Origin of the sequence: Psychrobacter sp. TAE2020, from assembly GCF_018919485.1 — a bacterium.
In the GTDB taxonomy this organism is placed as follows: domain Bacteria; phylum Pseudomonadota; class Gammaproteobacteria; order Pseudomonadales; family Moraxellaceae; genus Psychrobacter.
Map to the genome: position 1 here is coordinate 2,893,367 of NZ_JAHLMU010000001.1, position 26,472 is coordinate 2,919,838.

The 26,472-nt window shown below is 42.3% G+C and carries 22 protein-coding genes; 10 read left to right on the forward strand and 12 right to left on the reverse strand.

Annotation, left to right across the window (positions count from 1 at the left end; all coding sequences use genetic code 11):
- Position 1: 1 nt before the first annotated feature.
- The 4 genes from KPY62_RS11925 to KPY62_RS11940 form a co-directional block, all read right to left on the reverse strand.
- Entirely contained in the window at positions 2-772 is a 771-nt protein-coding gene (locus tag KPY62_RS11925) for an ABC transporter ATP-binding protein (RefSeq protein WP_216582497.1), read from the reverse strand.
- A 109-nt stretch (positions 773-881) separates the two neighbouring features.
- Positions 882-1,931, reverse strand: a complete 1,050-nt coding sequence (locus KPY62_RS11930; protein ID WP_216582499.1) for an iron chelate uptake ABC transporter family permease subunit — start codon at positions 1,929-1,931, stop codon at positions 882-884.
- A 179-nt stretch (positions 1,932-2,110) separates the two neighbouring features.
- Positions 2,111-3,205, reverse strand: coding sequence for an ABC transporter permease (locus KPY62_RS11935; RefSeq protein ID WP_216582501.1), 1,095 nt, complete (start codon positions 3,203-3,205; stop codon positions 2,111-2,113).
- Between the two features lie 79 nt (positions 3,206-3,284).
- On the reverse strand, positions 3,285-4,337 hold the full coding sequence (locus KPY62_RS11940) for a siderophore ABC transporter substrate-binding protein (protein ID WP_216582503.1): 1,053 nt from the start codon (positions 4,335-4,337) through the stop codon (positions 3,285-3,287).
- 454 nt (positions 4,338-4,791) lie between these two features.
- Between KPY62_RS11940 and KPY62_RS11945 the strand changes: the two genes are divergently transcribed.
- The 3 genes from KPY62_RS11945 (at position 4,792) to KPY62_RS11955 (ending at position 7,070) form a co-directional block, all read left to right on the forward strand.
- Positions 4,792-5,844 carry an energy transducer TonB gene (locus tag KPY62_RS11945; protein ID WP_216582505.1) on the forward strand — a complete coding sequence of 351 codons (1,053 nt, stop codon included), beginning with the start codon at positions 4,792-4,794 and terminating at the stop codon, positions 5,842-5,844.
- Positions 5,845-5,936: 92 nt separating this feature from the next.
- The gene (locus KPY62_RS11950; RefSeq protein WP_216582507.1) at positions 5,937-6,608 is read left to right on the forward strand and encodes a MotA/TolQ/ExbB proton channel family protein; all 672 of its coding nucleotides are present in this window, start codon (positions 5,937-5,939) and stop codon (positions 6,606-6,608) included.
- 60 nt (positions 6,609-6,668) lie between these two features.
- Positions 6,669-7,070, forward strand: coding sequence for an ExbD/TolR family protein (locus KPY62_RS11955; RefSeq protein WP_216582509.1), 402 nt, complete (start codon positions 6,669-6,671; stop codon positions 7,068-7,070).
- A 356-nt stretch (positions 7,071-7,426) separates the two neighbouring features.
- Here the strand turns inward: KPY62_RS11955 and KPY62_RS11960 are convergent, their stop codons facing one another.
- Positions 7,427-7,975, reverse strand: a complete 549-nt coding sequence (locus tag KPY62_RS11960; RefSeq protein WP_216582511.1) for a DUF2799 domain-containing protein — start codon at positions 7,973-7,975, stop codon at positions 7,427-7,429.
- 505 nt (positions 7,976-8,480) lie between these two features.
- Here KPY62_RS11960 and KPY62_RS11965 point away from each other — a divergent pair.
- Complete coding sequence (locus KPY62_RS11965) at positions 8,481-9,140, forward strand: hypothetical protein (RefSeq protein WP_216582513.1); 660 nt, start codon at positions 8,481-8,483, stop codon at positions 9,138-9,140.
- Positions 9,141-9,563: 423 nt separating this feature from the next.
- Entirely contained in the window at positions 9,564-12,257 is a 2,694-nt protein-coding gene (gene topA / locus KPY62_RS11970) for a type I DNA topoisomerase (RefSeq protein WP_216582515.1), read from the forward strand.
- Between the two features lie 91 nt (positions 12,258-12,348).
- Here topA and KPY62_RS11975 read toward each other — a convergent pair whose 3' ends face one another.
- Positions 12,349-12,906: a superoxide dismutase family protein gene (locus KPY62_RS11975; protein ID WP_216582517.1), complete on the reverse strand. Its 558-nt coding sequence runs from the start codon at positions 12,904-12,906 to the stop codon at positions 12,349-12,351.
- A gap of 385 nt (positions 12,907-13,291) precedes the next feature.
- On the opposite strand from KPY62_RS11975, the gene KPY62_RS11980 reads away from it, so the two are divergent.
- Positions 13,292-13,714, forward strand: coding sequence for a hypothetical protein (locus tag KPY62_RS11980; protein ID WP_216582519.1), 423 nt, complete (start codon positions 13,292-13,294; stop codon positions 13,712-13,714).
- 177 nt (positions 13,715-13,891) lie between these two features.
- Here the strand turns inward: KPY62_RS11980 and lon are convergent, their stop codons facing one another.
- Positions 13,892-16,426 carry an endopeptidase La gene (gene lon, locus KPY62_RS11985; protein WP_228730682.1) on the reverse strand — a complete coding sequence of 845 codons (2,535 nt, stop codon included), beginning with the start codon at positions 16,424-16,426 and terminating at the stop codon, positions 13,892-13,894.
- Between the two features lie 420 nt (positions 16,427-16,846).
- On the opposite strand from lon, the gene KPY62_RS11990 reads away from it, so the two are divergent.
- Positions 16,847-18,220: a Na+/H+ antiporter family protein gene (locus KPY62_RS11990; RefSeq protein ID WP_216582521.1), complete on the forward strand. Its 1,374-nt coding sequence runs from the start codon at positions 16,847-16,849 to the stop codon at positions 18,218-18,220.
- A 203-nt stretch (positions 18,221-18,423) separates the two neighbouring features.
- Here KPY62_RS11990 and KPY62_RS11995 read toward each other — a convergent pair whose 3' ends face one another.
- Both KPY62_RS11995 and KPY62_RS12000 read right to left on the reverse strand, forming a co-directional pair.
- Positions 18,424-18,687: a hypothetical protein gene (locus KPY62_RS11995; RefSeq protein WP_216582523.1), complete on the reverse strand. Its 264-nt coding sequence runs from the start codon at positions 18,685-18,687 to the stop codon at positions 18,424-18,426.
- Positions 18,684-19,469: a 5-formyltetrahydrofolate cyclo-ligase gene (locus KPY62_RS12000; RefSeq protein ID WP_228730683.1), complete on the reverse strand. Its 786-nt coding sequence runs from the start codon at positions 19,467-19,469 to the stop codon at positions 18,684-18,686. The genes KPY62_RS11995 and KPY62_RS12000 overlap by 4 nt, the downstream gene beginning before the upstream one ends.
- 158 nt (positions 19,470-19,627) lie before the next feature.
- Between KPY62_RS12000 and fumC the strand changes: the two genes are divergently transcribed.
- The 3 genes from fumC (at position 19,628) to KPY62_RS12015 (ending at position 22,776) form a co-directional block, all read left to right on the forward strand.
- Positions 19,628-21,031, forward strand: coding sequence for a class II fumarate hydratase (gene fumC / locus KPY62_RS12005; RefSeq protein WP_216582525.1), 1,404 nt, complete (start codon positions 19,628-19,630; stop codon positions 21,029-21,031).
- 209 nt (positions 21,032-21,240) lie between these two features.
- Positions 21,241-21,768 (forward strand): peroxiredoxin, encoded by a 528-nt coding sequence (locus KPY62_RS12010; RefSeq protein WP_216582527.1) that lies wholly within the window; start codon positions 21,241-21,243, stop codon positions 21,766-21,768.
- Between the two features lie 294 nt (positions 21,769-22,062).
- Entirely contained in the window at positions 22,063-22,776 is a 714-nt protein-coding gene (locus KPY62_RS12015) for a tetratricopeptide repeat protein (protein ID WP_216582529.1), read from the forward strand.
- A gap of 403 nt (positions 22,777-23,179) precedes the next feature.
- On the opposite strand, the gene KPY62_RS12020 is transcribed toward KPY62_RS12015, so the two are convergent.
- From KPY62_RS12020 to KPY62_RS12030, 3 genes are all read right to left on the reverse strand, one after another.
- On the reverse strand, positions 23,180-23,977 hold the full coding sequence (locus tag KPY62_RS12020; RefSeq protein WP_216582530.1) for a MipA/OmpV family protein: 798 nt from the start codon (positions 23,975-23,977) through the stop codon (positions 23,180-23,182).
- A gap of 48 nt (positions 23,978-24,025) precedes the next feature.
- Positions 24,026-25,102: a rhomboid family intramembrane serine protease gene (locus KPY62_RS12025; protein ID WP_216582532.1), complete on the reverse strand. Its 1,077-nt coding sequence runs from the start codon at positions 25,100-25,102 to the stop codon at positions 24,026-24,028.
- 81 nt (positions 25,103-25,183) lie between these two features.
- The gene (locus tag KPY62_RS12030; protein ID WP_216582534.1) at positions 25,184-26,392 is read right to left on the reverse strand and encodes an alpha-hydroxy acid oxidase; all 1,209 of its coding nucleotides are present in this window, start codon (positions 26,390-26,392) and stop codon (positions 25,184-25,186) included.
- Positions 26,393-26,472 lie beyond the last annotated feature (80 nt).

Sequence of the window (26,472 nt, forward strand, 5' to 3'; positions counted from 1 at the left end):
ACTAAGCTGCATCGACAATCACTGGACGACCTTGATGATTAAGCACTGTAACATCGACATTATATAGCTGTTTCATTGTTGCTTGAGTAATGACCTCTATAGGACTACCAACCGCCATGACTTGCCCCTCTTTCATCGTCACTACCGTGTCAGCGAATTGCGCCGCTTGATTGATATCATGCAGGACGATAACCACAGTTTTTTGCTGGCTATGACTCAACTCACGTAGCTCGCGCATTAGGCGGCCAGCATGGTACATATCCAGATTGTTGAGGGGCTCATCGAGCAGTAGATAAGGAGTATCTTGACAGACAATCATCGCAATCAGTACTCGTTGCCGCTGTCCCCCTGATAGGGTGGACAAAAATCTACCGGCTAACGGCTCAAGCTCGAAGCGTTCGATAATCTCATCGACTTTTTGCTGATCATCTGCTGTTGGTCGGCCTTGATGATAAGGGTAACGACCGAACATTAACAGTTCATGCACCCGCAGCCGCCCTTGAACTTGATTGTCTTGACCAAGCATCGCTACCGTAGTGGCTAATTTACGGGCATCACAGCTGACGATATCCCGTATTTCGTCAGACATCGCAAAGCTTACTAGTCCAGACTGTAAAGGTTGTAAGCGTGCCATCACCGAAAATAGCGTCGATTTACCTGCGCCATTAGGACCAATCAAAGCAATAACCTGTGAGGGTGGCAGTGCTAAGCTTATATCATGTAAGATTTGCTGCTTACCAATGTGATGCGATACGTCGGTTATATTAATCATAATAGCTCTTGCTGAAAGATAAGTTTTAGAAGTTTTAAATAGTATTAATAACACTGCTAACGATGCTGACAACCACAAAAATATTAGCTTAGTTTTAAGAGGACGCTAATTAGCGACGATGATTGATGAATATTAATAATAAAAATACTACGCCACCAGCCAATTCAATGACTACCGATAGTACCCCAGCCATACCGAGCAGTTGCTCAAAGATAGTTTGACCAAGCACTAAGCAAATCATAGCGACTAAACTAACCAATATCAGGCGCTGACTATGAGACATATTGCTGGCGATTCTATTGGTCAAAGCACAAACTAACAATCCAAAAAAGGTCACCGGACCAACCAATGCGGTAGCAGTTGCTACTAGTATTGAGATGACAGTCAATAGCCTAAAGGCTAAGCGCTGATAATTGATACCCAAGTTGATAGCTTGCGGCTTACCTAACATCAGGACGTCGCACTGATAACGCCAGCGCCAAATCGCTATTCCAGTAAGCGCACAAATGAGGATGCTAATAGTTAATAATTGCGGGTTGACAGTATTAAACTGTGCATAACTGGCTGATTGTACTACCACAAAATCATCGGGATTAATCAATCGCGCTATCAATGAGGATAAGCTGCGAAATAATATCCCAAAAATAACCCCTACTAAGATTAAGCGGGTTAAATCCTGATTAGTATTAGAGAATAGCAAGCGGAATAGTAATAACGAAGCACCAAACATCAGGCCAATCTCAAGGCCGAACTTTGCGACTGGATTAAGACTAGTAAAGCTGATCGCTCCTAAGAAAAACACTAGTAAGCTCTGTAGTAATACATATAGCGAGTCAAAACCTAATAATGACGGTGTCAAAATAGGATTATGAGTCAAGGTCTGGAAAAGTAAGGTAGAAACGCCAATAGCGTAACCGACGACCATCAACGCCAGCAGTTTTTTGCTACGTAGGGGTAAGGCAAAGTCCCAATGGCCATGCACATTCACGGTTAAGAATAATAGTGCTGAAATCACTAACACTACAGTCGCTAGCAGACAAGGATGTGCCGTTAGCCTCTGCCATAGAAGGGAGAGTTGGTCAGAAAAAATAGTATTGGTATTAGCAGCATCGGCATCACTGTCGGTATCTATATCGCTAGCATTAGAAGGAGAAGGCATACGCTAATCTTATAAATGAGGATGGTAAATATAGTCAGTATAGCTGGCATAAATCTCGACGCCTTTATACTGACCGTTAATACAACAAGCTAAAACAGATCTATTTAGTTATAAAAATGATGAATGTAAGAGTTTTCTTTAGCATTAGTAGTCTGGGTTTTTAGTTGTCTATAGGCAAGCTACGATTCGCTAGGGGCACGCAACAGTAACCATAAAAATACTAAAGTACCTACTACTCCAAACACAGTCGCCACTGGTACTTCAAATGGATAGCGGATAGATCGGCCGATGATATCGCAGAGCAATACTGCTGATGCCCCAAGCAAAGCTACGGCTGGCAAGCTACGGCGTAATTTATCACCCATGATGCGGCTGACGATATTAGGCACCACTAGACCAATAAATGGAATCACCCCAACGGTGACTACTACTACAGCGCTCATCATCGCTACCATAGCCACACCGATCCAAGTCACTTGGCGCTTACTGATCCCCAAGTTCAAGGCGATATTATCACCTAGGCCTACGATAGTGAGCTTATCGGCAATGATATAAGCAATGACACATAGACCACCCGTCAGCCATAACAGCTCGTAACGACCAGCTAGCACACTAGAAAAATCACCAAATTGCCAAACGCTGAGCATCTGCAAAGTCTCAGTCTGATAGGCAATAAAAGTGGTGGCTGCATCGATGATACCGCCAAATACAATACCAATAAGGGGAATCATCAAAAAATCAGTAGGGGGAATGCGTTGAATCAGCAGCATAAATATCATCATGCCAATGACCGCAGCGATGGTCGCTACACTCATCTTGACAATAAGGGCGCTGGCGGGAAACAGTAAACTGACTATTAATAGTCCGAGGGCAGCGCTTTGAGTGGCGCCCACCATAGAAGGCTCGACAAAACGGTTTTTTAGTACCACTTGAATAATCATACCAGCCACGGCCATTGCTATACCGGTTAGGATAATAGCGATAGTACGTGGCAGACGGCTAACGAGCATCAGGGAGCTGTCCGCATTAGCATTATGATTGATTAGGCTTTTTAGTATGCCTGACCACGAAAAGTCTGCGACACCGATAGACAGACTCAGTAATATCAATAAGGTCATTATCAAAAAGCTAGCGCTGTTTATTGCCCAAGGTGGCAAGGCAGCTTTACGTTTTTGACCGTTATTATTATCGTAACCCGAACGCCACGACGAGGTGGCACTCAAGCCAGTAGTATTGTCAAGCTTACTATTATGACGATTAGAGAATAATGACATAGCTATTTATGGCCCACAGCATGGATTTGGATGGCTATTAATTTACGTTGAAAAAGACATTTTCTCGCGCAACTCATCACTACTTAGCATTAGTAAAAGCCGTTTTAATAGCAGTCAAATCTTGCATCCATTGGTTATAACCACCGAACGCTAAGTAAGAATCTGGGCTTAAATAAACCACCTGATTCTTGCTCCATGCTTTTGTTTGAGCCACTAAAGGATTATCTAGTACCGCTTTGGCACCGACGCTATCTTCGCCAATAGCGGCGCTACGATCTATTACGAATAACCAGTCAGGATTCACTTTTTGTAAATATTCAAAAGATACTGGCTGGCCATGACGGGCATCGGCTATTTGATTATCAGCCATAGGCACGCCAAGGACACTATGAATAAAGCCAAAGCGTGACTTATCGCCGTAAACGGATAGTTTATTACCGTTGACCATGACTACTAAGCCTGTACCTTTATCTTTGCTTAAGGTTTGTGTTTGCTTGATAAGGCCATCGATATTTTGCTGTAGTTTTAGGGCTTGATCGCTTTTACCAAATAGAGCACCCAAATCATGTAAGCGTTGTTTGCTTGATTGATAGATGTTGGCAGTATCAATACTCATATCTAAGGTTGGCGCAATACTTGATAGCTCATTATATTTTTCCGCCATACGCGAGCCAATCAAGATAGCTTGCGGCTGCATGGCATTTAAAGCTTCTAAATCAGGCTCAAATACGGTACCCATCTCTTTAGGATCTGGCTGGACTTTTGATTGTAGATTATCTAAGTGTAGACCACTCGGCTTACCATCGATTGCTACTTCTAACGCGGCTAAATCTTGCATCAAGGTCATGTCGTAAACCACGATAGGCGAAGGGTTAATCGGCAGGCTTACTTTGCCTTTAACGGTATCAACATCGATAGTAGTCACGTCAACCGCATCGTTAGTAGTACTGTTCGAGGTCGCATCAGCACTATTATTTTCTTTTTTAGTGTCGTCCTGAGTCGTATCCGCAGATGAGCAGCCTGCTAAACTGATACTAAGCATCAGTGCCGTGGTCATAGCCGCTAATAGAGGGCGTATAGATAGAAGTTTTTTGGCGGTAGTATTGGCGTTGTAGGCAGTAATAACAGACATAAGAAACTCGGTATATCGTGGTTTATGATCAGCATCTAACAAGCTACTGGTCAGAATAAAAAGAAAAAAGAGCCTGCTTAGCGCTATAGAGAAGGGCGCTAAAACAATGCTCGATGATACTAAGGTTAATAGTACTAAGGTTAATAATGCTAAAATTAATAGTGTTGAAGTTAATTATAGAGTCGGTTTATTTACTATAAAACCTTAGCTAGATAATCACTTATCAAGAGTTAATGATAAAGCAAATAAGAATATTTATCAACAAAAACGATAATGGTTATTATTAACAGCCTAGTTATGGGTAGTTATAGTCTCTTAAAAGGGTAGTAGGGTGGTAGATAATGACTGCTAGCGACAATGGTCAATAAACTTATTATATTTATTGATAATGGTTATCGTTTGTATTACTATGCTATTTTTAATTCACTGTAATTTAGTTAATGGTTAAGGTGTTATGGCCTCAACGAATCCCAATACATCATCGCTCAAGCTGATAGTGACTGCTATCGGCATAGTAGTAATACTACACCTGCTAACCGCTATGGCATTGGTGATGGTAAATCCAACTACGCCTATTACTCCGCCACCCAAAGCTTTGCCTCCTATCGAAATACAGCTACTCCAGCCATCTATCGAAATTGAACCACTAAAAATCGACAACATAGAGATAACGCAACCAGAGCCTGTATTAGAGGTTAAAGCTCAGCCTAAAGTCAAACCTGTCACTGCTAAGCCACAAGTGGTTGAAAAAGCTATCGAAAAAATCAAACCTGCTAGCAAAAAAGTAATAATACCACCGGTGACAGAAGAAAAGACTAAACCTAATGAGCTTAAGCTGCCTATCGCTAAGACGGTAAAACAACAGCCTATTGTTGCAAAGCCAGTCAATCAACAACCGTTAGATATCGTTACTAACAGTAAGATATCTACAGCGAGCGCCGATGCTAAACGAGCACAAGATATAGCTGATGCTAAGGCAGTTGCTGATAGTAAAAGAGCACAAGATATGGCTGATGCTAAGGCAGTTGCTGATAGTAAAAGAGCACAAGATATGGCTGACGCTAAGGCGGTTGCTGATAGTAAAAGAGCACAAGATATGGCTGATGCTAAAGCGGTTGCTGATAGTAAAAGAGCACAAGATATAGCAGATGCTAAGGCAGCTGCAGATGCTGCAAAAGCTCAAGCTAAAATTGAGGCCGCTAACAACGAGCCTATGAGTTTCACTGCTGGTAACGCTAGTTGGGCAGGATCGCCGCCTAACTTTAGTTTTCCTTCTCGTGCTGAAAAAGGCGCTAGATCAGGGGATAGCTTTACCGTAGGACTATTGTTCCGTGTCAACAAACAAGGTGGCATCGAAAGTGTAAAAGTGGCAAATTCCTCGGGCAATGCTTTATTAGATAGAACCGCAGTACAACAAGCAGGCAAAGGGAAATTTAAACCTTTTACTAAAGATGGTGTGCCAAGAGTTGGTAACGTTACTTTATCAGTTACTTATAAAATGCCTTAATAATCCACAATCAATAAATAATAACGTCTATAAATTTTTTATTAAATAACCCTAGTAAGGTTATGCTATAAAACACAACTAAGGGGTCTGAAATGGACTTTGCAAACTACTGGCAATACAGTGATATAGTTACTAAGAGTCTATTTTTCTTATTACTAGCTTTATCTGTTACCTCTTGGGTAACAGGTATCGTGCGAGTGATTCAAAGCCGTAAGCTGTCGATAAGTGTTGCTGATGATTTGACTCAAAAGATCCAAGCAAAACATCCTGAATTAGCTGGGGCTGATGCTGCAACACGTCGATTGGTGATTGAACAAGCGCTGCTAAAATATATCGGTCGTTATCGTTATAATAGTGAGCGCGGCTTGCCTATCTTAGGTACTACTGCGGCGATTGCCCCATTCATCGGTCTGTTCGGTACAGTATGGGGTATCTTTCATGCGCTGCACAATATCGGTGCCACGGGTCAAGCAGGGTTGGGACAAGTAGCAGGGCCGATTGGCGAAGCGCTAATTATGACTGGTTTAGGTATTGCAGTTGCTATCCCAGCAGTAGTGTTTTATAACCTTGCGGTACGTGTCAATCGCCGCATCATGTATCATGCTAATGATAGAGCTCATGATTTATTATCTGAGTCAGTTGCTAGGGCCACTGTACCTTCTGCGCCTCCTTCTATACGTACTGAAACAGCAGTAAATCCAGCTCCTGCCCAAACAGTAGAAACCAGTAATCAGTATCGTAATGCTTCTAGCTCACAGCTCTAAATAGCAGAAGAAATAATTGAAAATCAATTGAGATTACATTAAGAATATATCGAGAAAATTATGGCCTTTCAACTAGGTAACGATGACGTACAGAGTATGAATGAGATGAACCTCATTCCGCTGATTGACGTGATGCTAGTATTGATGATTATCTTCTTATTGACTGCCACTGTACTGAATCCAACAGTACCTTTAGATTTACCTAAGACTAATGCGGCACTCAATGAGCAACCAGCAGAAGCTATCCAAATTAGCATAGACAAAGATGCTGGGATATTTTGGGATAGTGATCCGATTAGTATGGCAGAGTTAGAAGTTCGGTTACAGCAAGCGGCAAATACCGGTAAAGACCCTTCGCTGCAACTGCGCGCTGATAAGCAAAGTAAGTATGATAGCGTCGCGCAAGTATTGGCCGCCGCTAGTCAGGCGGGTCTGACTAAGATAGCTTTTGTGAATGAATAGCAGGTAATAGCGGTTGGTTTTTAATTATTAGGTTTGGATCATACTGAGTCAGTATTAGTATTTAAAGTTAGCAACTGGCTTCTAGAGCAGTTAGACCGGATGTAAAACTAAGCTTGTCTTATATTAACTGCACTAAGCTTAGTGTGCTTACTACAGCATGCTCACCACACCATGCTGAATTAGCAGTTAGCAGCGGTCAGAAAAACAGCCGAATTATATATATTAGTAGCGCAATCAGTAAAAATATAGCTAGGATAATAAGAAAAATAAATAAAATAATAGCAATCTTCTCCAACCTCGCTGGGTTTACCTTGCGAGGCTTTCTTTATCTTATTTGCCAATATTTATATAAAAGCTTACCAGCCATAACTGAATGGCGCATACCCATAGCGACCATAACCTAGACGATTACCGTAACCAAAGGGGTAAGGTGAACGTAAATAATCTAGGTCACGTTGACGAATATAATAGTAACGTCCTTGCGCATAAGCCTCTTCTAGCTTATCGATGCCCTCGAGTGGACAAACAGGTTGCCAGCTATAGCCTTCACGACCTACTTTATAGGCATTTAGCTCAGTACAGTATTGCTTTAACCCTCGCTGACGACCTTGTTCCCATAAGATACGATCAGGAGTAGCACCGATTACACTAGCGCAGCTGTTAGTGTAGTGACCGAAGTAAGCTCCCGAGCGTCCACTAACCCCATCCCCATAACCAACTTCCTGCCAATTGCTGGCCTGACATTGCTGTGGAGTTAAGCTTTGGGTAGTGGCACAGCCTGACAAAGACAACAGGCCCGCACTCGCTATTACTAAGGCAATATTTGATTTAGTGATAGTAGAGGCTGCATATTGAGTCAATAGGGGCTTTAGGGTAGCTACTATAGTAGTAAGAAAATAAGACATAATAAACCTCCGCAGCTTCGAAATTATCGTTTATCATAGCATTTTTTTATCAAAGCAACTTTTTGTATATTGTTATTATAGTAGTTATTAGCTTGGATAGTTGTGCAGTTAAGCTATTGATATAGTAGTCAAAACAATAGGCTAATTATTTTAACTATTAGTACTATAAAGCCTCTAGTTGCTGACTGAACTTCAAGTAGAGCTTGATTTCTACTAGTTCGTACTCATTATGAGTAGCTATAGATAAGGGTTTTTTATATAACTAGTGAGGTTGGTGGCTGCATTAATAGCCAGATCAATGGTTATGTTAGTGCTCATATAAGGAGCTACCTTAGTATTTGTAATAGAGTAAGTATCTGTTGCTATAGCGAGTACTAGTAGTTATAACGAGTACCGATAGCTATATTGCTATCAGCAAATAGCTAAATAAATAAGTTTCTATAACCGTTGCTAGTATCGATATGTTGTTTTAGTTCATCCTAATCTGTCAAAAGGCTAAGTTATCATGGGAATGTGGATTGCCATCGCTATTGTACTCTTTGTATTAGGGAGTATGATGGCGCTCAAGCCTAGCGCTATTGATCAGCGTTTGGATAAGCTGCGTATGACTGCGCGACGTTTGCAGCTCAATCCTAAGTTAGTTGCTTGCCCGGATTGGGTCAGGGGTAAAGACAATGAGTATGGCCGTGGTATGTTAGGGCAGTACGGTGTGGTGCTAGACACCCTACAGCTGCCGTTAACACGCTATCAAGTTATCGATGGTCAGTGGCGTCCAGATACTAGTACTGATGCTGTGACCAATCAACCAGCTAGTGAGCTGAATACTGATACGATTTTTCAACCATCCAGCAGGTCAAAAACGGCGAAGCCAGCAGCTAATTTTAATTTAGATAAGACGGCGCTGGCGTTACCAGATACGATTGAGCCGTTTGTTAAAGCGTTACTGATTAAAGCTAATAGCATCGTTATTTATTGGGAAGATATCGCCTATGTGCGCCCTATGACTAATCCGAGCTATAAAGCAGCTGCTATTGAGCCTGACTTGTTAGCGCTAAAAGCTCAGCTTGAGAAGTGGGCGTTGCAGATGCAAATTCTGTCAAGCAGTGCTACAAATAACCCAGCTATAAATAATGATGACGCAGTAACTAACTTGACTAGTTTATGAACAAAAGCTCTTAGCTATCAGTAGTTTCTAGTTTCTAGTTTTGAAAGTTGAACAGGCTCTAACCATAGATCAGATTATTTATTGACTCAGATTTTATTCAGATAGAGTATGCTCAGCTAAGTGTTTTTAGCTAAAGTTGTATTATTTACAGTTGACAGCTTGACGTATAGAAGTGTAACGTCTTGCTAAGTTTATTGCTGTTTGGTAATTATATCGTAGCTATTGGTTCATTATTTAGCAATGATTACTGGACTGCTCTATGGTTTATTACCTTTTTGTGAGTAGCTGTAGTGCTTGCCTGATCAAATATTTAACGGTACAAACGTTTAGTTGATACCAAGTGCAGTCAAAAATGCTTAATTAAAAATGCTTAGCTACTAACTTATACCTCCTTTTATTCCCTATATTATGGTGTAGTCAAATATGGCCAAAACCGCAACCAAAAAAAGTGCTACCTCATCTACTGCTACCAAAGCAGCTGCTAAAACTGTGACTAAAACTAGCAAAACTCCCAATAAAAGTAAGTCTTTGGTCATTGTCGAATCACCAGCTAAGGCAAAAACGATTAATAAGTATTTGGGCGATGACTTTATTGTCCGTTCAAGTATTGGCCACATCCGTGACTTACCAGTAGGGGCTAGTAAAGGCGCAAAAAAAGCTGCTACTAATAAAGATGAAACCTTATCAAAAGAAGAAAAAACCCAGCAAGCACTAGTGCGACGGATGGGCGTTGATCCTGAACATGATTGGGCGGCAGTCTATGAAGTATTGCCGAATAAAACCAAGGTTATCAAAGAGCTCAAAGCCTTAGCCAAAGACGCTGACAAGATCTATCTAGCAACGGATATGGATAGGGAAGGAGAAGCTATCGCTTGGCATCTCAAAGAAGTCATCGGCGGCGCTGATAGTAAATATGAGCGTGTAGTATTCAACGAAATTACCAAAAATGCTATTCAAAATGCTTTTAAGCAACCCTCAAAACTCGATATCGATCGCGTCAATGCGCAACAAGCACGACGTTTTTTAGATCGCGTAGTGGGCTTTATGGTCTCGCCTATTCTCTGGCAAAAGGTTGCTCGTGGTCTATCAGCAGGGCGAGTGCAGTCAGTAGCTATGCGTCTAGTGGTTGAGCGTGAGCACGAAATTCGCGCTTTTATTCCTGAGGAATATTGGCAGATTCACGCTGATACTCATATAGCCGATGCTAAGAAAAACGCTGAGCAAGTAGCTATACGTTTAGAAGCTACTAAACAAGCCGGTAAGACACTAAAGCTGGTTAATAAACAGCAAACCGATAAAGTATTAGCCGTGCTAAATACGGCCGATTACATAGTCAAAGAGCGCGAAGAGAAACCCACTCAGTCACGGCCAAGTGCCCCATTTATCACTTCAACTTTGCAGCAAGCCGCTAGTACTCGCTTAGGATTCTCAGTCAAAAAGACTATGATTTTGGCACAGCGTCTCTATGAAGCGGGTCACATCACTTATATGCGTACTGACTCAACCTTCTTATCGGGTGATGCGTTAGCTGCGGCACGTAGCTATATCGAAGACAGCTATGGCGCTAAATATGTGCCTGAAAAGCCTAACTTTTATGGTAATAAGCAAAATGCCCAAGAAGCGCATGAGGCGATTCGTCCTTCTAACGTCAATATGAAATCTACTCAGCTCAAAGGCGTGGAGCGCGATGCTATTCGACTCTATGAGCTAATTTGGCGGCAGTTTGTGGCTTGTCAGATGACAGCGGCTAAATATCTATCCGTGAACTTGTTCGTGGCAGCAGCAGATGTTGAGCTAAAAGCTCGTGGTCGTACTATGGTTTTCGATGGCTATACGCGAGTGTTATCACCAGCCAAAGCGGATGATACATTACTACCTGATGTCAAAACAGGCGATGTATTGATCTTAGATCAGCTTGATCCAAGCCAACACTTCACTAAGCCAGCACCTCGTTTTACGGAAGCCAGTCTGGTTAAAGAGCTGGAGAAAAAAGGCATCGGTCGACCTTCTACTTACGCCTCTATCATCTCCACTATTCAAGATCGAGGCTATGTCAAACTTGAGAATAAGCGTCTATTCGCTGAAAAAATGGGCGATATTGTCACTGATAGACTGGTCGCCAGTTTTCCAGACTTGATGGATTATACTTTTACCGCAGCGCTCGAAGATAAGCTTGATCATGTGGCAGATGGAGAGCGTGATTGGAAAGATGTACTTGATAACTTCTATGGCGACTTTAAAAAGAAAGTCGAACATGCCAAAGATGCAGATGGTATGCGTCCCAATGATCCCACTGATGTGCCCGATGTCCATTGCGATTTATGTGATCGTCCGATGCAACTGCGCACTGGCTCGACAGGCGTATTCTTGGGCTGTACTGGCTATAATTTGCCGCCTAAAGAGCGTTGTAAAGGCACCAAAAACTTAATGCCAGTCGAAGCTTTTGCCAATCTGGATGATCCAGAAGGTAATGATGAAGCGGCTGAAGTCAGAGATTTAATGGAGAAAAAACGTTGCCCTAAATGTGCTACGGCTATGAACGGCTATATCGTTGATGGTGGCCTAAAGCTTCATGTTTGTGGTAACAATCCGGATTGTGACGGCTATGTGCTAGAAGAAGGTAAGTTTGAAGTCCCAGGCTCAGATTCGCCAACGATTGATTGTAATAAGTGTGATGGTCAAATGGAACTTAAGACTGGCCGCTTTGGACCTTACTTTGCTTGTCAAAATTGTGATAATACTCGCAAAGTGCTTAAGACCGGTGAGCCGGCACCGCCACGTATGGATCCTATCGACATGCCAGAGCTTAAGTCGATTAAGCATGAGGATCATTTTATCTTGCGTGAAGGGGCAGCAGGCATGTTCCTAGCCGCTTCCAAGTTCCCGAAAGTGCGCGAAACACGACCACCAAAATTGGCGGAACTGCGTGAGATTAAAGATAAAATGGAAGATAAGTTTCAATATCTGTTTGAAGGGCCGGACGAAGATCCTGAGGGTAACCCAACTATTCTGCGTTGGTCCCGTAAGAAAAAAGAGCAATATATTGGCTCAGAAAAAAATGGTAAAGCCTCACGTTGGGGATTATTCTGGCGTAAGGGTGAGTGGGTAGAGGAGTAGATTCCTCATTCATTTAATAAGCTATTAATAGAAAAACCTCTTAGATAATCTAAGAGGTTTTTTTATGGTTAATCACATCTAGGTTTACCGATTAGTTAGCCACGATAATACCACAGCCAATACGGTCACCTGAGGCGCCTGCAGGCTGGCTAGTATAATCATCAGCACCACTATGAATGATGAATGCTAGACGATTAACGCTATATTTACCCGCTTGGGCAGCAGAGATTTTCTTATTGACATAGTTGATAGGAGCAACGCCACTCTCATCAGCGGTCACATTTGGTAAATCGCCTGCATGACCTGCTACATCGTCTGGGTTTGAGTGTGGGAATTTGTCAGGGTTAAAGTGACCGCCTGCATCTTTACCCATATTGCCACAGCTACCGGTCTCATGAATATGCAGAGCAACTGTTGCGCCCGGCTGCAGACCCATCAATTTACCATAGACTTGCACACCGCCCTCAACAGGACGTAAGAAGACTTGCCCAATCTCTTTGTTACTGCCATCAGTAGTCATAATGGCTGATTTAAGTACTGGTTGGCTAAGAGGATTACCAGTTTTTAATTGATCTTGTACCGTTTGGCAACCAGTCATTGCTAATACTGAACCACATAGTAAAGCACTTGTCATCATTAACTTATTCATCGTTAGCTCCAATAATAGAATAGAAAATAGAAAATATTTTATAAGGTTTTTTACTTATAACTGAGTGAACATTAAATTAAAAATATATTATAAATAATTCAATATTTCGTAATCTCATCATAGGGAGTATAACCAAGCTATAGAGTTAGATATTTATCAAAAACGCAACAAAGCGTTAATATATGTAAAGTGTCATAACCATATAGACGCAATAGCTTACTAAATGCTTAACATAAGGTGACGAAATAAAATGGTTAATAGGTAATCAGTGAGGCAAAATAGCTAGTCAGATTTAGATATTATTACTCTAAAAAATAACTATGACAGCAATAATTAGCATTAGTAATGGCTAGTAGATATTAATTAATAAATAGAAGGAAGTAATATGCGTACTCTAATTAGTTTGGCCGGTTCAGCAGCATTAGCTTTAGGCATCATGAGCACGGGAATAACGGCTGCTTCAGCTGCAGTACAAAGCGGTGATTTACACTATACTGCAGATTGCGGGGTGAAAGAATTACGTGTAGCTAAAGGCAGTTATGATGTTAGCCGAGCAGGGGTAGTGAAAGGGGATCAATACTGCGAGTACCAGTTCTACGCCAAAAAAGGCCAAAGCGTGAGTGCGACTATTGTTGGTAGCAGCGACTTATATCCTGTACTCTACGGCACTAATTCTCCAGATTTGAGCCTAGATCCAGTAAAGCTAGACAAAACAGGCGAACATACGATTCGAGTACTACAGCCACGTAACCAAGCACGTGAAAGTAATACGCCGAAGCCTTATTATATGACGGTAACTATTAAATAACGTATTGCACTTAAAACTTCACTTAATCAAATCGTTATGTTTGCTTTAAAACCGCTATGTTTGCTTTCAAATTGCTATTTTGCTTTAAAATAGTATCACCCATAAAAAAGCCGCCCACTATGATAGTGAGCGGCTTTTTAGCTTATGATTTTTTAAAGCTAATTAAAGCTACTGCTATTAGCTATGTAGTGCTTTACTGGTGGCTTTATCTACCGTCACTTTAGCTGGCTTAAGCGGTTTTGGCATGCTAACTAATGCCGCTTTTAATACTTCATCAATCGTTGCTACAGGCTGAATGGTCAGGCCTGCTTTGACGTTATCAGGAATATCTGCTAAGTCGCGCTCGTTAGTTGCTGGAATCAACACATGCTTGATACCACCACGATGCGCCGCTAATAGCTTCTCTTTAAGACCACCGATACGTAAGATCTTACCACGCAAAGTAATCTCACCTGTCATAGCAATATCAGGACGGATAGGGATGCCTGTGATAGCCGAGACTAGTGCAGTAGTAAGTGCCCCACCAGCAGATGGACCATCTTTTGGCGTCGCACCTTCTGGCATATGAACGTGAATATCCGTGGTTTTAAAGGTCTCGTAATCAATGCCTAAGCTATCACCACGGGCACGCACCACACTCATAGCAGCACGGATGGATTCTTTCATCACGTCCCCTAAAGAGCCGGTAAATATAAGCTCGCCTTTGCCTTTCATCGCTGCCGCTTCGATAGTCAGTAGTTCACCGCCAACTTGTGTCCAAGCCAGTCCAGTAACACGACCAACTTCAGGCTCTTCTTCAGCAAGACCAAAGTCATACTGATGTACACCAAGGTAATCATCGATATTATTATCATCAACGACGATCAGCTTACGCTCATCTTTTTTCGGTGCACGGGCGCCATGACTCTCAACCGAGCTACGCACTACTTTGCGACAGATTTTATTAACTTCACGCTCAAGGTTACGTACGCCGGCTTCTCGGGTATAGCGCTGAACGATGCTATGCAATGCCGCTTCTACAATCTCAATCTCGCCTTCTTTGAGACCATTTTGCTTAATAGCTTTAGGCACTAGATATTTTTGGGCAATATTGACTTTTTCTTCTTCGGTATAGCCTGGCAGACGGATGACTTCCATACGGTCAAGCAGCGCTGCTGGGATATCCATACTGTTAGCGGTACAGATAAACATCACTTGCGACAAATCTAAGTCCATATCTAAATAATGATCATTAAATTTATCGTTCTGTGAAGGGTCTAATACCTCTAGCAAAGCTGATGCTGGATCACCACGAAAGTCTTGTGCCATCTTATCGACTTCATCTAATAAGAATAGTGGGTTTTTGACTTCTACTTTAGCTAATGATTGCACGATTTTGCCCGGCATAGCACCGATATAAGTACGGCGATGACCACGAATTTCAGCTTCATCACGCACGCCACCCAATGCCATACGTACAAACTTACGACCAGTAGCCCGTGCAATTGACTCGCCTAAGGAAGTTTTACCTACCCCAGGAGGACCGACTAGACAAAGGATTGGGCCACGCAGTTTTTTCACTCGTGACTGTACTGCTAAATACTCTAAGATACGATCTTTGACGTCTTTTAGACCATAATGATCTTCATCTAAAACTGTTTTAGCTTTTTCTAAGTTAATAGAAACTTTAGTAGTAGCATTCCACGGAGTGTCTAAAATCCATTCGATATAGTTACGTACTACTGAGGATTCACTCGATGCTGGTGGCATCATCTTTAGCTTTTTCAGCTCTTGATCGGCTTTTTTGCGTACATCTTCTGGTAAGTCGGCATCTTCAAGACGTTTTTCTAGCTCACCAACATCATCTTCACCATCAAACGCCCCGTCATTCATATCTGACAGCTCGTTTTTGATAGCTTTCATTTTCTCATTTAAAAAGTACTCGCGCTGATTGTCTTCCATTTGCTGACGTACAGCATCTTGGATATCTTGTTCGATATTTTGTTCAGCGCTTTGTTTGACTAAGTACTCAGTCAAAGTATTGATGTGAGTCTTGATATCGTTGTTTTCTAAGAACGACTGTTTGATCTCTAAGTCCATCGATACTCGGGTAGAGATAAAATACACTAGCTCAAGCAAGTCATCGATACGCTTAGCCACGCGAGTCAGCTCACGAGCATTACGCAAACGCGCATCCGCATAACTCTCAAACAGGCTAGTCAAAGCTTTGATGGTGTTTTTCTGTTGGCTGTCATCCATTTCTATATCGACATCAGCCTGCTCAAAAGTAGCCATCAAAATATCATCGTGCTCTTCTATACTATCGACGCGCGCACGATACTGACCTTCGATCAATACCTTAATGCAGTCTTCATCGCTGTCATGTGGCATAGTGCTGACGATGCGGCAAACCGTACCATATTGATAGAGATTATCTTGATCAATATCTTCAGTAAGCGAATCTTTTTGGGCGACTACTAATACTTTATTACCATATTCTGCTTGTGCCAACTCAACCGCTTTGACCGATGGTGCACGACCAACGAATAGCGCAATCTGCATATGTGGATAAACCACTACATCACGCAGGGCCAGCAAAGGCAAATAATTTTCTACTGGCGCCGTTGTAGGATCATCTAGCTGGTCTTCTTGCACAGCCTCTTGCTTATCATCTTCTACAGCAGTCGACACATCGATATCAATGTTGTCTTTATCAATAGTATAGTCAGTCATTTGTTTTATTTCCTTGTTAACCAGACTTGTTCAGTCAAGTTGGGTTCATGTTTAGATAAATGGTGTCCCCATAAAAAATTGCAAGGCTTGTTAAACTACTAACCTCAAAATAGTGCAGGTCATTACTGTGTGCTGCCTAGCTGGTTCTATAAATGGGCTTTGAGAGAAAAATAAGGTAAAATAACGCCCGTCATAAACCAGTGACTAAACAAAAAAGTGGATAATCCAATAAGCTATAGTCTATTGAAAACAAAAAAGTGTCATTCATAACTATGATCATGAATTGTTCTAGCGACTGTGGTTGTATTACAGCCACGGCGCTGGCGTCAAAGAGCTTGAAAAATCATCTTCACAGGACTGTTTCACTATATTTTTTTCAATTGAATCGATTATAGCCGTTAAAAAGCAAGGGGCAAGAACATGACCATCAATGCGGTACTACTAGCAGTCGTTATTATGCTAGGGCTATCATTAGCGCGAGTACACGTGGTATTGAGTTTGATCATCGGTGCGATGGCTGGCGGCTTGATAGCAGGTCTTGGGGTGACTGATACCCTAAATGCCTTTCAAGAAGGTATCCGTAATGGAGCCCAAATTGCGTTATCTTATGCGCTACTGGGGGCCTTTGCGGTAGCGATTGCTCATTCAGGGTTGCCACAGTCGCTGGCAGGCTCAGTTATCAAGCGTATTGATGCTGGCGGTACTAGTGGCATGATTAAGTATATGCTATTCGCCGGTCTAGTGATGATGAGCTGCTTTAGCCAAAACTTAATCCCTATTCATATTGCCTTTATCCCCTTATTAGTACCACCGCTATTACTAGCTTTTAACCGCATGCATATTGATAGACGACTGATTGCTTGTCTAATCACCTTTGGCCTAGTCACTACTTATATGTTTATCCCTTATGGATTTGGCGATATTTATCTTAACCAAATTATGCTCAAAAACGTTGGTGAAGCTGGGATTGACGTTAGTAATATTTCAGTGACGAAAGCGATGGCCATTCCAGCGCTAGGTATGTTTACTGGTCTGCTGGTTGCCGTATTTATAAGCTACCGTAAACCCCGCGAGTATCAGCAGCTAGCAGTTGATAAACAAGCTCATGATGCGATAAACAACGAAGTAGTAGAGGGCGATGCCTTAAGTAAAACGGCTGCTGCGGCACAAGCACAAAGCAAATTAAAAACGCTAGTAGCACTAGTAGCCATTGTCACGGCTTTTGTCGTGCAGCTGTATACCGATTCGTTGCTGCTCGGCTCGATGTTTGGCTTCGGGGTGTTCATGGCCACTGGGGTGGTTAAATGGCGAGATGCTGATACGGTGTTTAATGATGGTATCAAGCTGATGGCGATGATTGGCTTTATTATGATCACCGCTCAAGGATTCGCTGAAGTCATGAAAGCCACTGAGCAGATTCAGCCGTTAGTCGATGGTGCTACTTCATTATTTGCTGGTAATAAAGCGGTAGCCGCTTTTGTTATGCTAGCGCTTGGTCTTATTGTGACTATGGGTATTGGCTCCTCGTTCTCGACTATTCCTATATTAGCCGCTATTTATGTGCCGTTATGTATCTCGCTGGGCTTTTCACCCCTAGCCACGGTAGCCATCGTTGGTACCGCAGGGGCATTGGGTGATGCCGGTTCACCAGCGTCAGACTCAACTCTTGGACCGACCTCTGGTCTTAACGTCGATGGTCAGCATGACCATATTAGAGACAGCGTAGTGCCAACCTTCCTGCATTATAATATTCCATTATTAGCCTTCGGTTGGATAGCAGCGATGGTGTTATAAGTTTTGCGGTGCAAGGTTCAATACCGTTTTGCGTAGGCTGGGTTTTAACCCAGCACATCATTGTGCAAAATCATTATTTGAAATGTTGATAAGTAGACTGCGAAATAGGTTGAGCCGTTGCATAGGGTGGGCGGTGTTAAGCGAAAATAGAGTTACGATTAACTATCGGTGCGCTGGGCGCACCCTACAATGTATTCAATTTGTTAATGGTTATCCTTGTCAGAGTCCTGATCAAAATCCTCAATCTCAACAGTTAAACTATTCAAAAAATCATCACTCTGCGCCAGTAACTTAGCCAAGCGCTGCTCATTAATAACGCCGGCTAACTCATCAGAACTGAATGACTGTTCTTGACTATAATAAAGTTGCTCATGTTGCCCATCTTTATCGTCCAATGCTTGTAAATAATCAATGACGCCATCTGCGCTAGATTTATTATCAGTATTATTTTTAGAGTCGTCTTTCATCGAAACCACCTTATATCACTTGGCGTTATTAGGCCATCTAACGGCACATCCCAAGATTGTCTGACTAGCTGCTCGACTACTTGAAAGTCATAGCACCAGCCTATTTTTAATGGTTTCTTATAACCTGACTGATAGCTTTTGCTCAGCGTCGTATCATAAAAGCCACCGCCCATCCCCATTCGATTACCTTGAGTATCGAGCGCAGTCAATGGACAGACAATCAAGTCCAATTCACTGGCCCATAGCAGACGACGATGATGGTTTTGTTTCATGCCTAAACTATGGATACGAGTTGGGACCTTTATTAACTTATTATGATAAATCGGTACAAAACGCAGTCGTTTATCATCGCGACCAAGCGAGCCAACCACAGGCAAATAAGGCTGATAGTTTAAACGTAAACACCAATCCAATAGTGGCTGAGTCGGCAGCTCACCAAAGCCGTCATAGTATAAGCCGATTCGCGCATTGGCAGGCAAGCGCTGCTGTAGCTTGATTAAATGCAGGCTGGCATCACGCGCAAACTGCTGTCGTTGATTAGTGGTTAATAGCCGACGCTGGCGAGTGAAATGTCTTCGAGGTGGGTTAACGAGGTTTTTTGTTGAATCAGGCAACGCCGCATCAGTGATAGGGCGACTATCATTATCAGTGATAGCGGTTATCACATTTTCAGTAACATCTGAATTAAGGTTAAGTTTAGGGCTTGCTGGGTTATTAGCTGTGCCTTTGATTTCGGTGCTTTCGGCGGACTTTCTGGTTATCGATATTTGCTTGTTAGACATCCAAGTCCCTTATACTCATTAACTAGTGGTCTTGAGGAAATTTATGATAAGTCATGCTATCATAATGACGCTTTACATCCTATTTTCCTTTTTGTGCAGCGGGTGTTGCACTTTATACCGTCAAACCATCCACTAACGAATTATCAAAGAGGGCAGTTATGTCGACACAGAATCAGGCAACGCGTACTGAGAAAGACACTATGGGCAACGTAGAAGTGCCCGTTGATGCCTACTGGGGCGCGCAAACCCAACGTAGCCGTGAGAACTTTAAAATCGGTGGCGAGACTTTGCCACGTGCCATGATTGAAGCGATGGCGTTAGTCAAAAAGGCCGCGGCGATCACTAATGCTAGCCTTGAGCGTATCGATACTGATAAGCGTGATTTGATTATCCAAGCTGCTGACGAAGTAATTAACGGTGGCCTGCAAGATCAGTTCCCGTTAGTTGTTTGGCAGACCGGCTCTGGTACTCAATCAAACATGAACATGAACGAAGTATTGGCTAACCGTGCTAACGAAATTGCTGGTTCTGAGCGTGGTAGCTATCAGCCTATCCACCCTAACGATCACGTCAACCATGCACAATCAACCAATGACAGTTTCCCAACGGCTATTCGTGTCGCTGCAGCTCGTCAAATCAATAGCTTATTGATTCCAGCTATTAAGTCATTGCGCGATACTTTAGATAATAAAGCCAAAGAATTTGATAGTATTGTGAAGATTGGTCGTACCCATTTACAAGATGCTACGCCTTTGACTTTAGGCCAAGAGTTTAGCGGCTATGTCAGCCAACTTGACCACTCATTAGTGCGTATTGATAATGCTTTACAGGGCTTGTATGAGCTACCATTAGGCGGTACGGCGGTCGGTACTGGTCTTAACGCTCATCCTGACTATGCGGTAAAAGCAGCTGAGCAATTAGCCACATTGACTAACTTGCCTTTTGTTACGTCACCGAATAAGTTTGAAGCCTTAGCTGCTCGTGATGCAGAAGTATTCGCTTCTGGTGCATTAAAAACTTTAGCCGCCAGCTTAAATAAAATCGCTAACGATGTACGTTGGTTGGCATCAGGCCCTCGTTGTGGTCTTGGCGAGTTAACTATCCCTGAAAACGAGCCAGGCTCTTCTATCATGCCGGGTAAAGTCAACCCAACTCAGTCAGAAGCTATGACTATGGTGGTAGCGCAAGTTATGGGTAATGATACGGTTATCAATATGGCCGGCGCATCGGGCAACTTTGAGTTGAACGTTTTTAAACCAGTGATCGCTTATAACTTGTTGCAGTCTATCCAATTATTGGGTGATGCTTGCAACAGCTTTAACGATAACTGCGCAGTTGGTATTGAGCCAGTAAAAGATAAAATCGATGATTTCTTGCATAACTCATTGATGCTAGTTACTGCCTTAAACCGTCATGTTGGCTATGAAAACGCCGCTAAAATCGCTAAGACAGCTTATAAAGAAAACAAAACTCTTAAGCAAGTAGCCGTTGAGCTAGAGCTGCTAACTGAAGCTCAGTTTGATGAGTGGGTCACGCCTGCGGATATGGTGCATCCTTCTTAATTTAAAATTTTTTTTGGCTTGATAAAGAGACCTTGTCGCCCTTTATATAAGGATGTGGCAAGGTCTTTTTTTGGTTGATATTTTTAAAGCTAGTTTTATATATTATATAGTGGATATAAGCTCAAAGATTGCTTATGGATTACTATAGCTATTATCATACACATGCAGAATTTTGGAAAAAAAGACAATAACTTAAATCGGAGTAAATAATGATTACCCATGTACCTGATATGACTTTTAAAACTCGTGTTCGCGATGACTCTATTGGAGGAGACAACCCATTCACTTGGTATGACCTAACCACAGATGAGTTATTCGCCAATAAAAAAGTGGTTGTGTTCTCGCTACCAGGTGCCTTTACGCCAACGTGTTCGACCAGCCATCTCCCTCGTTATGAAGCGCTTTATAATGAGTTTAAGGCGTTGGGCGTAGATAAAATAGTTTGTATTTCTGTCAATGATGCCTTTGTCATGTACCAATGGGGTCTCAAGCAAAACCGCGAAAATGTTTTCTTGCTGCCTGATGGCAATGGTGAGTTCACTCGTAAAATGGGCATGCTGGTTGATAAGAGTAATCTTGGCTTTGGTATGCGCTCATGGCGTTATTCGATGCTTGTCGACAATAAAGCCGTTAAAAAAGTGTTTAAAGAAGATGACTTTGGCGACAACTGCCCAATAGACCCGTTTGAAGTATCAGATGCAGACACTATGTTAGAGTATTTGAAAAGTAAGGCTTAGATTTTATTGAGTCTGTAGCTTGGGTGCTAACCCACGAATTTATAAACCTACTTAATAAAAAGACCTTGTCATGTTATATGGCAAGGTCTTTTTTTAGATGCAATCAGGGCTAAACCGTACTCTAAACTATTCATAAATCGTAAATTAGACATTGCTTATAACTGCTAACATGACAAAGTAAGCGTAGGGTGCTTTCCAAAAGTCATCTGCACAGATCGTTTTTATCGATGCATAAAGCGCATTCTACGAGCAAACCCTATATTATAAAGTGATTGAAACATTGAGAGTGAAATTATGTATTCAAAACCAAACTATATAAATAGAGCGGTTCACTTAGGGTTATGGCTAGCTTTAGCAGTTGGATTCGGTCCATCGGCATCAGCAAGTGATAAAGTGATAACTGAACAGTTTAAGGTACAACAGGAGCGCAACTCACAAAATAGTCTTGTTGAGAATAATGAGTCAGAGAATGAAGTTACAGAGGACTACAGCCAAATTATGAGTGAGCTTTTGGAAGCTGCCAATGAAGGAGATGTAGACGCTAAATATGTTATTGGAGCGATGTACTTTGAAGGCTTAGATGTAGACAAAAACTATGTTGAAGCCAGAAGGTGGTTTTTAAAAGCAGCCAAACAAGGGGAAGCAAACGCTCAATATGCTTTGGGGGCAATATATGGCTCAGGATTAGGGGTAGCCTCTGATTATATAGCAGCGGCAAAATGGTTTGAAAAATCTGCTAATCAGGGTAACGTCAATGCTCAATTCTTTATGGGTTTGCTTTATTTTGAAGGCAAAGGAGTAGAGCAAGATTATTTAAAAGCTAGAGAATGGTTCGATATCGCTGCCCGTCAAGGCGATCCAAAATCACAAGTAAACTTAGGGTGGATGTATTTATATGGTTTAGGGGTTAATCCTGATCATGTAAAATCTTTGATTTGGTATAAAAAAGCTAAAGAACAAGGAGATAATTCCTCTTTCCATCCCCTTGGTATTAGAAAACAGCAATAAATACAAAATAACTAAATTGATAGTGCATCAGTAGGTTGGGCGGAGCTTGCGACCCCCAACAGCTTATTATACAATAACCATAATTTGTCATAAAATCTAGGTTTCAACAGCTTTTGTAGGCTGTGGCTTTAGCCCAGCAACAGCTAGGCAAAAATACCTTTGTTAAATAAAAATAGCAGCTTAGCTAACAAGCTATAAGTTGTGCCCTGTTAAATTGTATAATCAAAAGCGCTGGGCTAAAAGCGCCAGCCTACGATAATTTTTCTATTTTAAATAATGGTTTGTAGATTTTTGGCTGTGGTAGGGGACATACGCACAAACCCATTAATTTTGCCCAACAAAAAGCTGGGCTAAAAGCCCAGCCTACGTCAAATACTAAAATTTAGCTTTTAAGCTGATATTGCTAAAACTTATACAGCAAACCAAGGGTAGAGGTTGCGTCTACACGCGAGTCAACCATCGGGCTGTCGTATTGCTCATTGGCTAAGTAGCTTACGCTTTGATTAGCAAATCCTGCCCATTTATCACTAAAGTCGTAGTTAGCGCTGACATTGATATAAGGGTTTAAACTACTATTAGACTCGTAAGCATCAACGCCTGTACGCGCTGACTCTTCGTTACTAACCCCGTAGTAATAATTATTATAATCCGCATCATGGTATTCAAAACCAAAGCTTGGATAGACAGTTAGCTTGTTCTTACTGACTTTACCAATGTAAGATAAACGACCAGTATTGCCACCACTACGATCTAAGATATCAGCAGCATATTGGGCGCGGAAGCCACCAACAGGAGTGAGACGCTGATAGCTTAAACCGGCCGCTGCTGATAATTTACGCTCATCAAGACCCGATAGCGCCCCGTTAGCATCATCAGGATCGAATGAATTACCATCGAGTTGTGCATAAGCTGATAGCTGATTGGTACCATCATTGATTAAGTACGCACCAGCTTGAGCACCGCGCGCATAAAATCTATTATTATCATAAAAAACCCCAGGCAATACGCGTACTTGATTCTTATCAGTATCATAAGCACTGTTGGTATACAAAACATTTATGCCAACGCTTAACTCAGCGTCTGGATCAGTAGGTATGTTTTTAAACAAGGCAGCATTTGCCATACCGGCTGTAGCTAGCAAAGTAACGGCGGCGGTTGATGCCAATACAGTGCGCGTATTAATAATAGATAGTTTAGACATAGTCGGATCTCATAAGCGATGAAGAATAAGGTGAAGCTGAGCACTACTTTATTGAGCAGCTAATACTTTTAATATTTGATTATGAATATCTAGCCACCACCAGCTAAAGCCTATAGCTATAATTATAATAATAATCCAAGGCAGTAATTGCCAAAGCATAGCGGGTTTTGCTGCTAACACTGCAGCATAGCTATTCGTGATCTGAGGGTCATCACTGGCATCAGAATGAACATCAGCACCAATATTGCTATTCAAATCAGCTGGGTCAAAGGCTTGGTTTGTATTAGTATTATGAGCTAAGTTTACAGGGTTATCGACATTATTATTGGTATAAATGCGCTGGTCAACCGTATAACTTTGATTAGTATTATCGAGGTGTGCTGAGTCTTTATCGAAATTGTCGCTATCAGTAATACTGGCGGCTTGCTCAGTAGTGTAAATAGTGGAAGTTGGATCAGTAGTCCGATAGACCGCTGCGGGAATAGCCGCTAGCTGGGCTTTGAGACGCTGACGATAAGCGATACCAAAGCCTAAGGCCATAATGCCCCCAGTGATAGCGCCACCGATATGACCTGCATTATCAATACCAGGTACTGCAAAGCCGTAGACTAGATTGATACCCATAACCAGCACTAAGCTTTTTAAGTTGAGTACCATGTTATTGACTGATATCTTAAACAAAGCTGCCACTAGCAGCGCCGCACCGATACCCATAATGCCACCAGAAGCCCCAGCAGATAATCCGGGCTGCCCTGTGCCGTCCAAAATGCCCAACCAAGTCATCTGATTGTTAAGCAAGTTACCACCGATCACTGCTAATAAAAACAGCGCAAGAAACTTGCTTGAACCAAACATCGGCTCTGCAATTTGTCCAAAGAAGTACATGGCAAAACCATTAAAGAGTAGATGCATCAAGCCAATGTGTAAAAAGCCACTACTCACTAAGCGCCAAGGCTGATCACCCATGCTAAAAGGCAGAGCATTGGCGCCCCAGTATAATAAAGCTTCAGTCGTTGGATTATTGGCATCGACACCAGTTAACACTTGCAGGATATACAGACAAATAAAGCTGATTAGCAATAGAGTCGTTAACGGTGCCGTTTTAAATAATTGCTTGATAGTCATAGTGCTAAATATCAGTTAAAAGTTATGGGTAGAGTATAAAAGATATCTGCATTATAAACAAAATTACTGCCATTATCGATACTACCAGCGCATAGGGGCGACATAAGGTAGCGACGTCTTGAGCTGCTCAAACGAGCCTTTGACTAAGATGTCATCGGTTACTTGGTTGATATCAGTATGACCACAAAAAGCCATAGTAGTATCACACTCCTTATAGATCAGCTCAAGCGCTCGGCGTACCCCATCTTCACCATAAGCGCCGAGGCCATATAAGAACGCTCGCCCAATCATAGTGCCATTAGCGCCTAAGGCCATAGCTTTGAGCACGTCTTGACCAGAGCGAATACCGCTGTCGAGCCAAATTTCAATCTGACTACTCTCCGCGCGTACCGCTTGCACAATATCGCTGAGCGCAGCGATAGAGGAGGGTGCCCCATCTAATTGACGGCCACCATGATTAGAAACCACTAGCGCATCGGCACCACTGCGAGCGGCTAACACGGCATCTTCAGGCTCCATAATGCCTTTGATAATCAGCTTGCCACCCCACATATCTTTGATACGCGCCACATCGTCCCAGCTCAGTGCTGGATCGAATTGCTCAGCTGTCCAAGCCGATAACGATGAAATATCCTCGACGTTTTTTGCATGACCGACGATATTACCAAAAGTGCGTCTTTTGGTGCCCAGCATATTTAGACACCATTCGGGTTTAGTCATCAGGTTTAAGATATTAGCAAGGGTTGGCTTTGGTGGAGCAGATAGGCCGTTCTTGATGTCTTTGTGGCGTTGACCCAGCACTTGTAAATCAGCGGTTAGGATCAGAGCAGAGCAGTTGGCAGCTTTAGCCCGTCGAATCAAGTTGGCGATAAAATCCTGGTCACGCATCATATAGAGCTGAAACCAAAACGGTGCACTAGTGTTTTCTGCCACATCTTCGATAGAGCAAATACTCATGGTCGATAGTGAGAATGGTACGCCAAACTTTTCGGCAGCACGCGCCGCATGAATTTCACCGTCCGCCCACATCATCCCAGTAAAGCCAGTAGGGGCTATGGCCACTGGCATACTGACTGGCGTACCTAGCATTTCAGTAGCTAGCGAACGCCCTTCCATATTGACTAATACCCGCTGGCGCAGCTTGATACGATCAAAGTCGGTTTCGTTATTGCGATAAGTAGTTTCGGTCCATGAGCCTGAATCGACATAATCATAAAACATACGAGGAATCTTACGCTCTGCTACGCGGCGTAAGTCTTCAATCTCAGTGATCTTGCTTAAATTTTTCATGGGGTTTTCCTTATTAATTAAACAGATAACTCAATGCCTGTTTAATTGTAAAAGCTGTCTGACTATAAAGCTGACGCTAC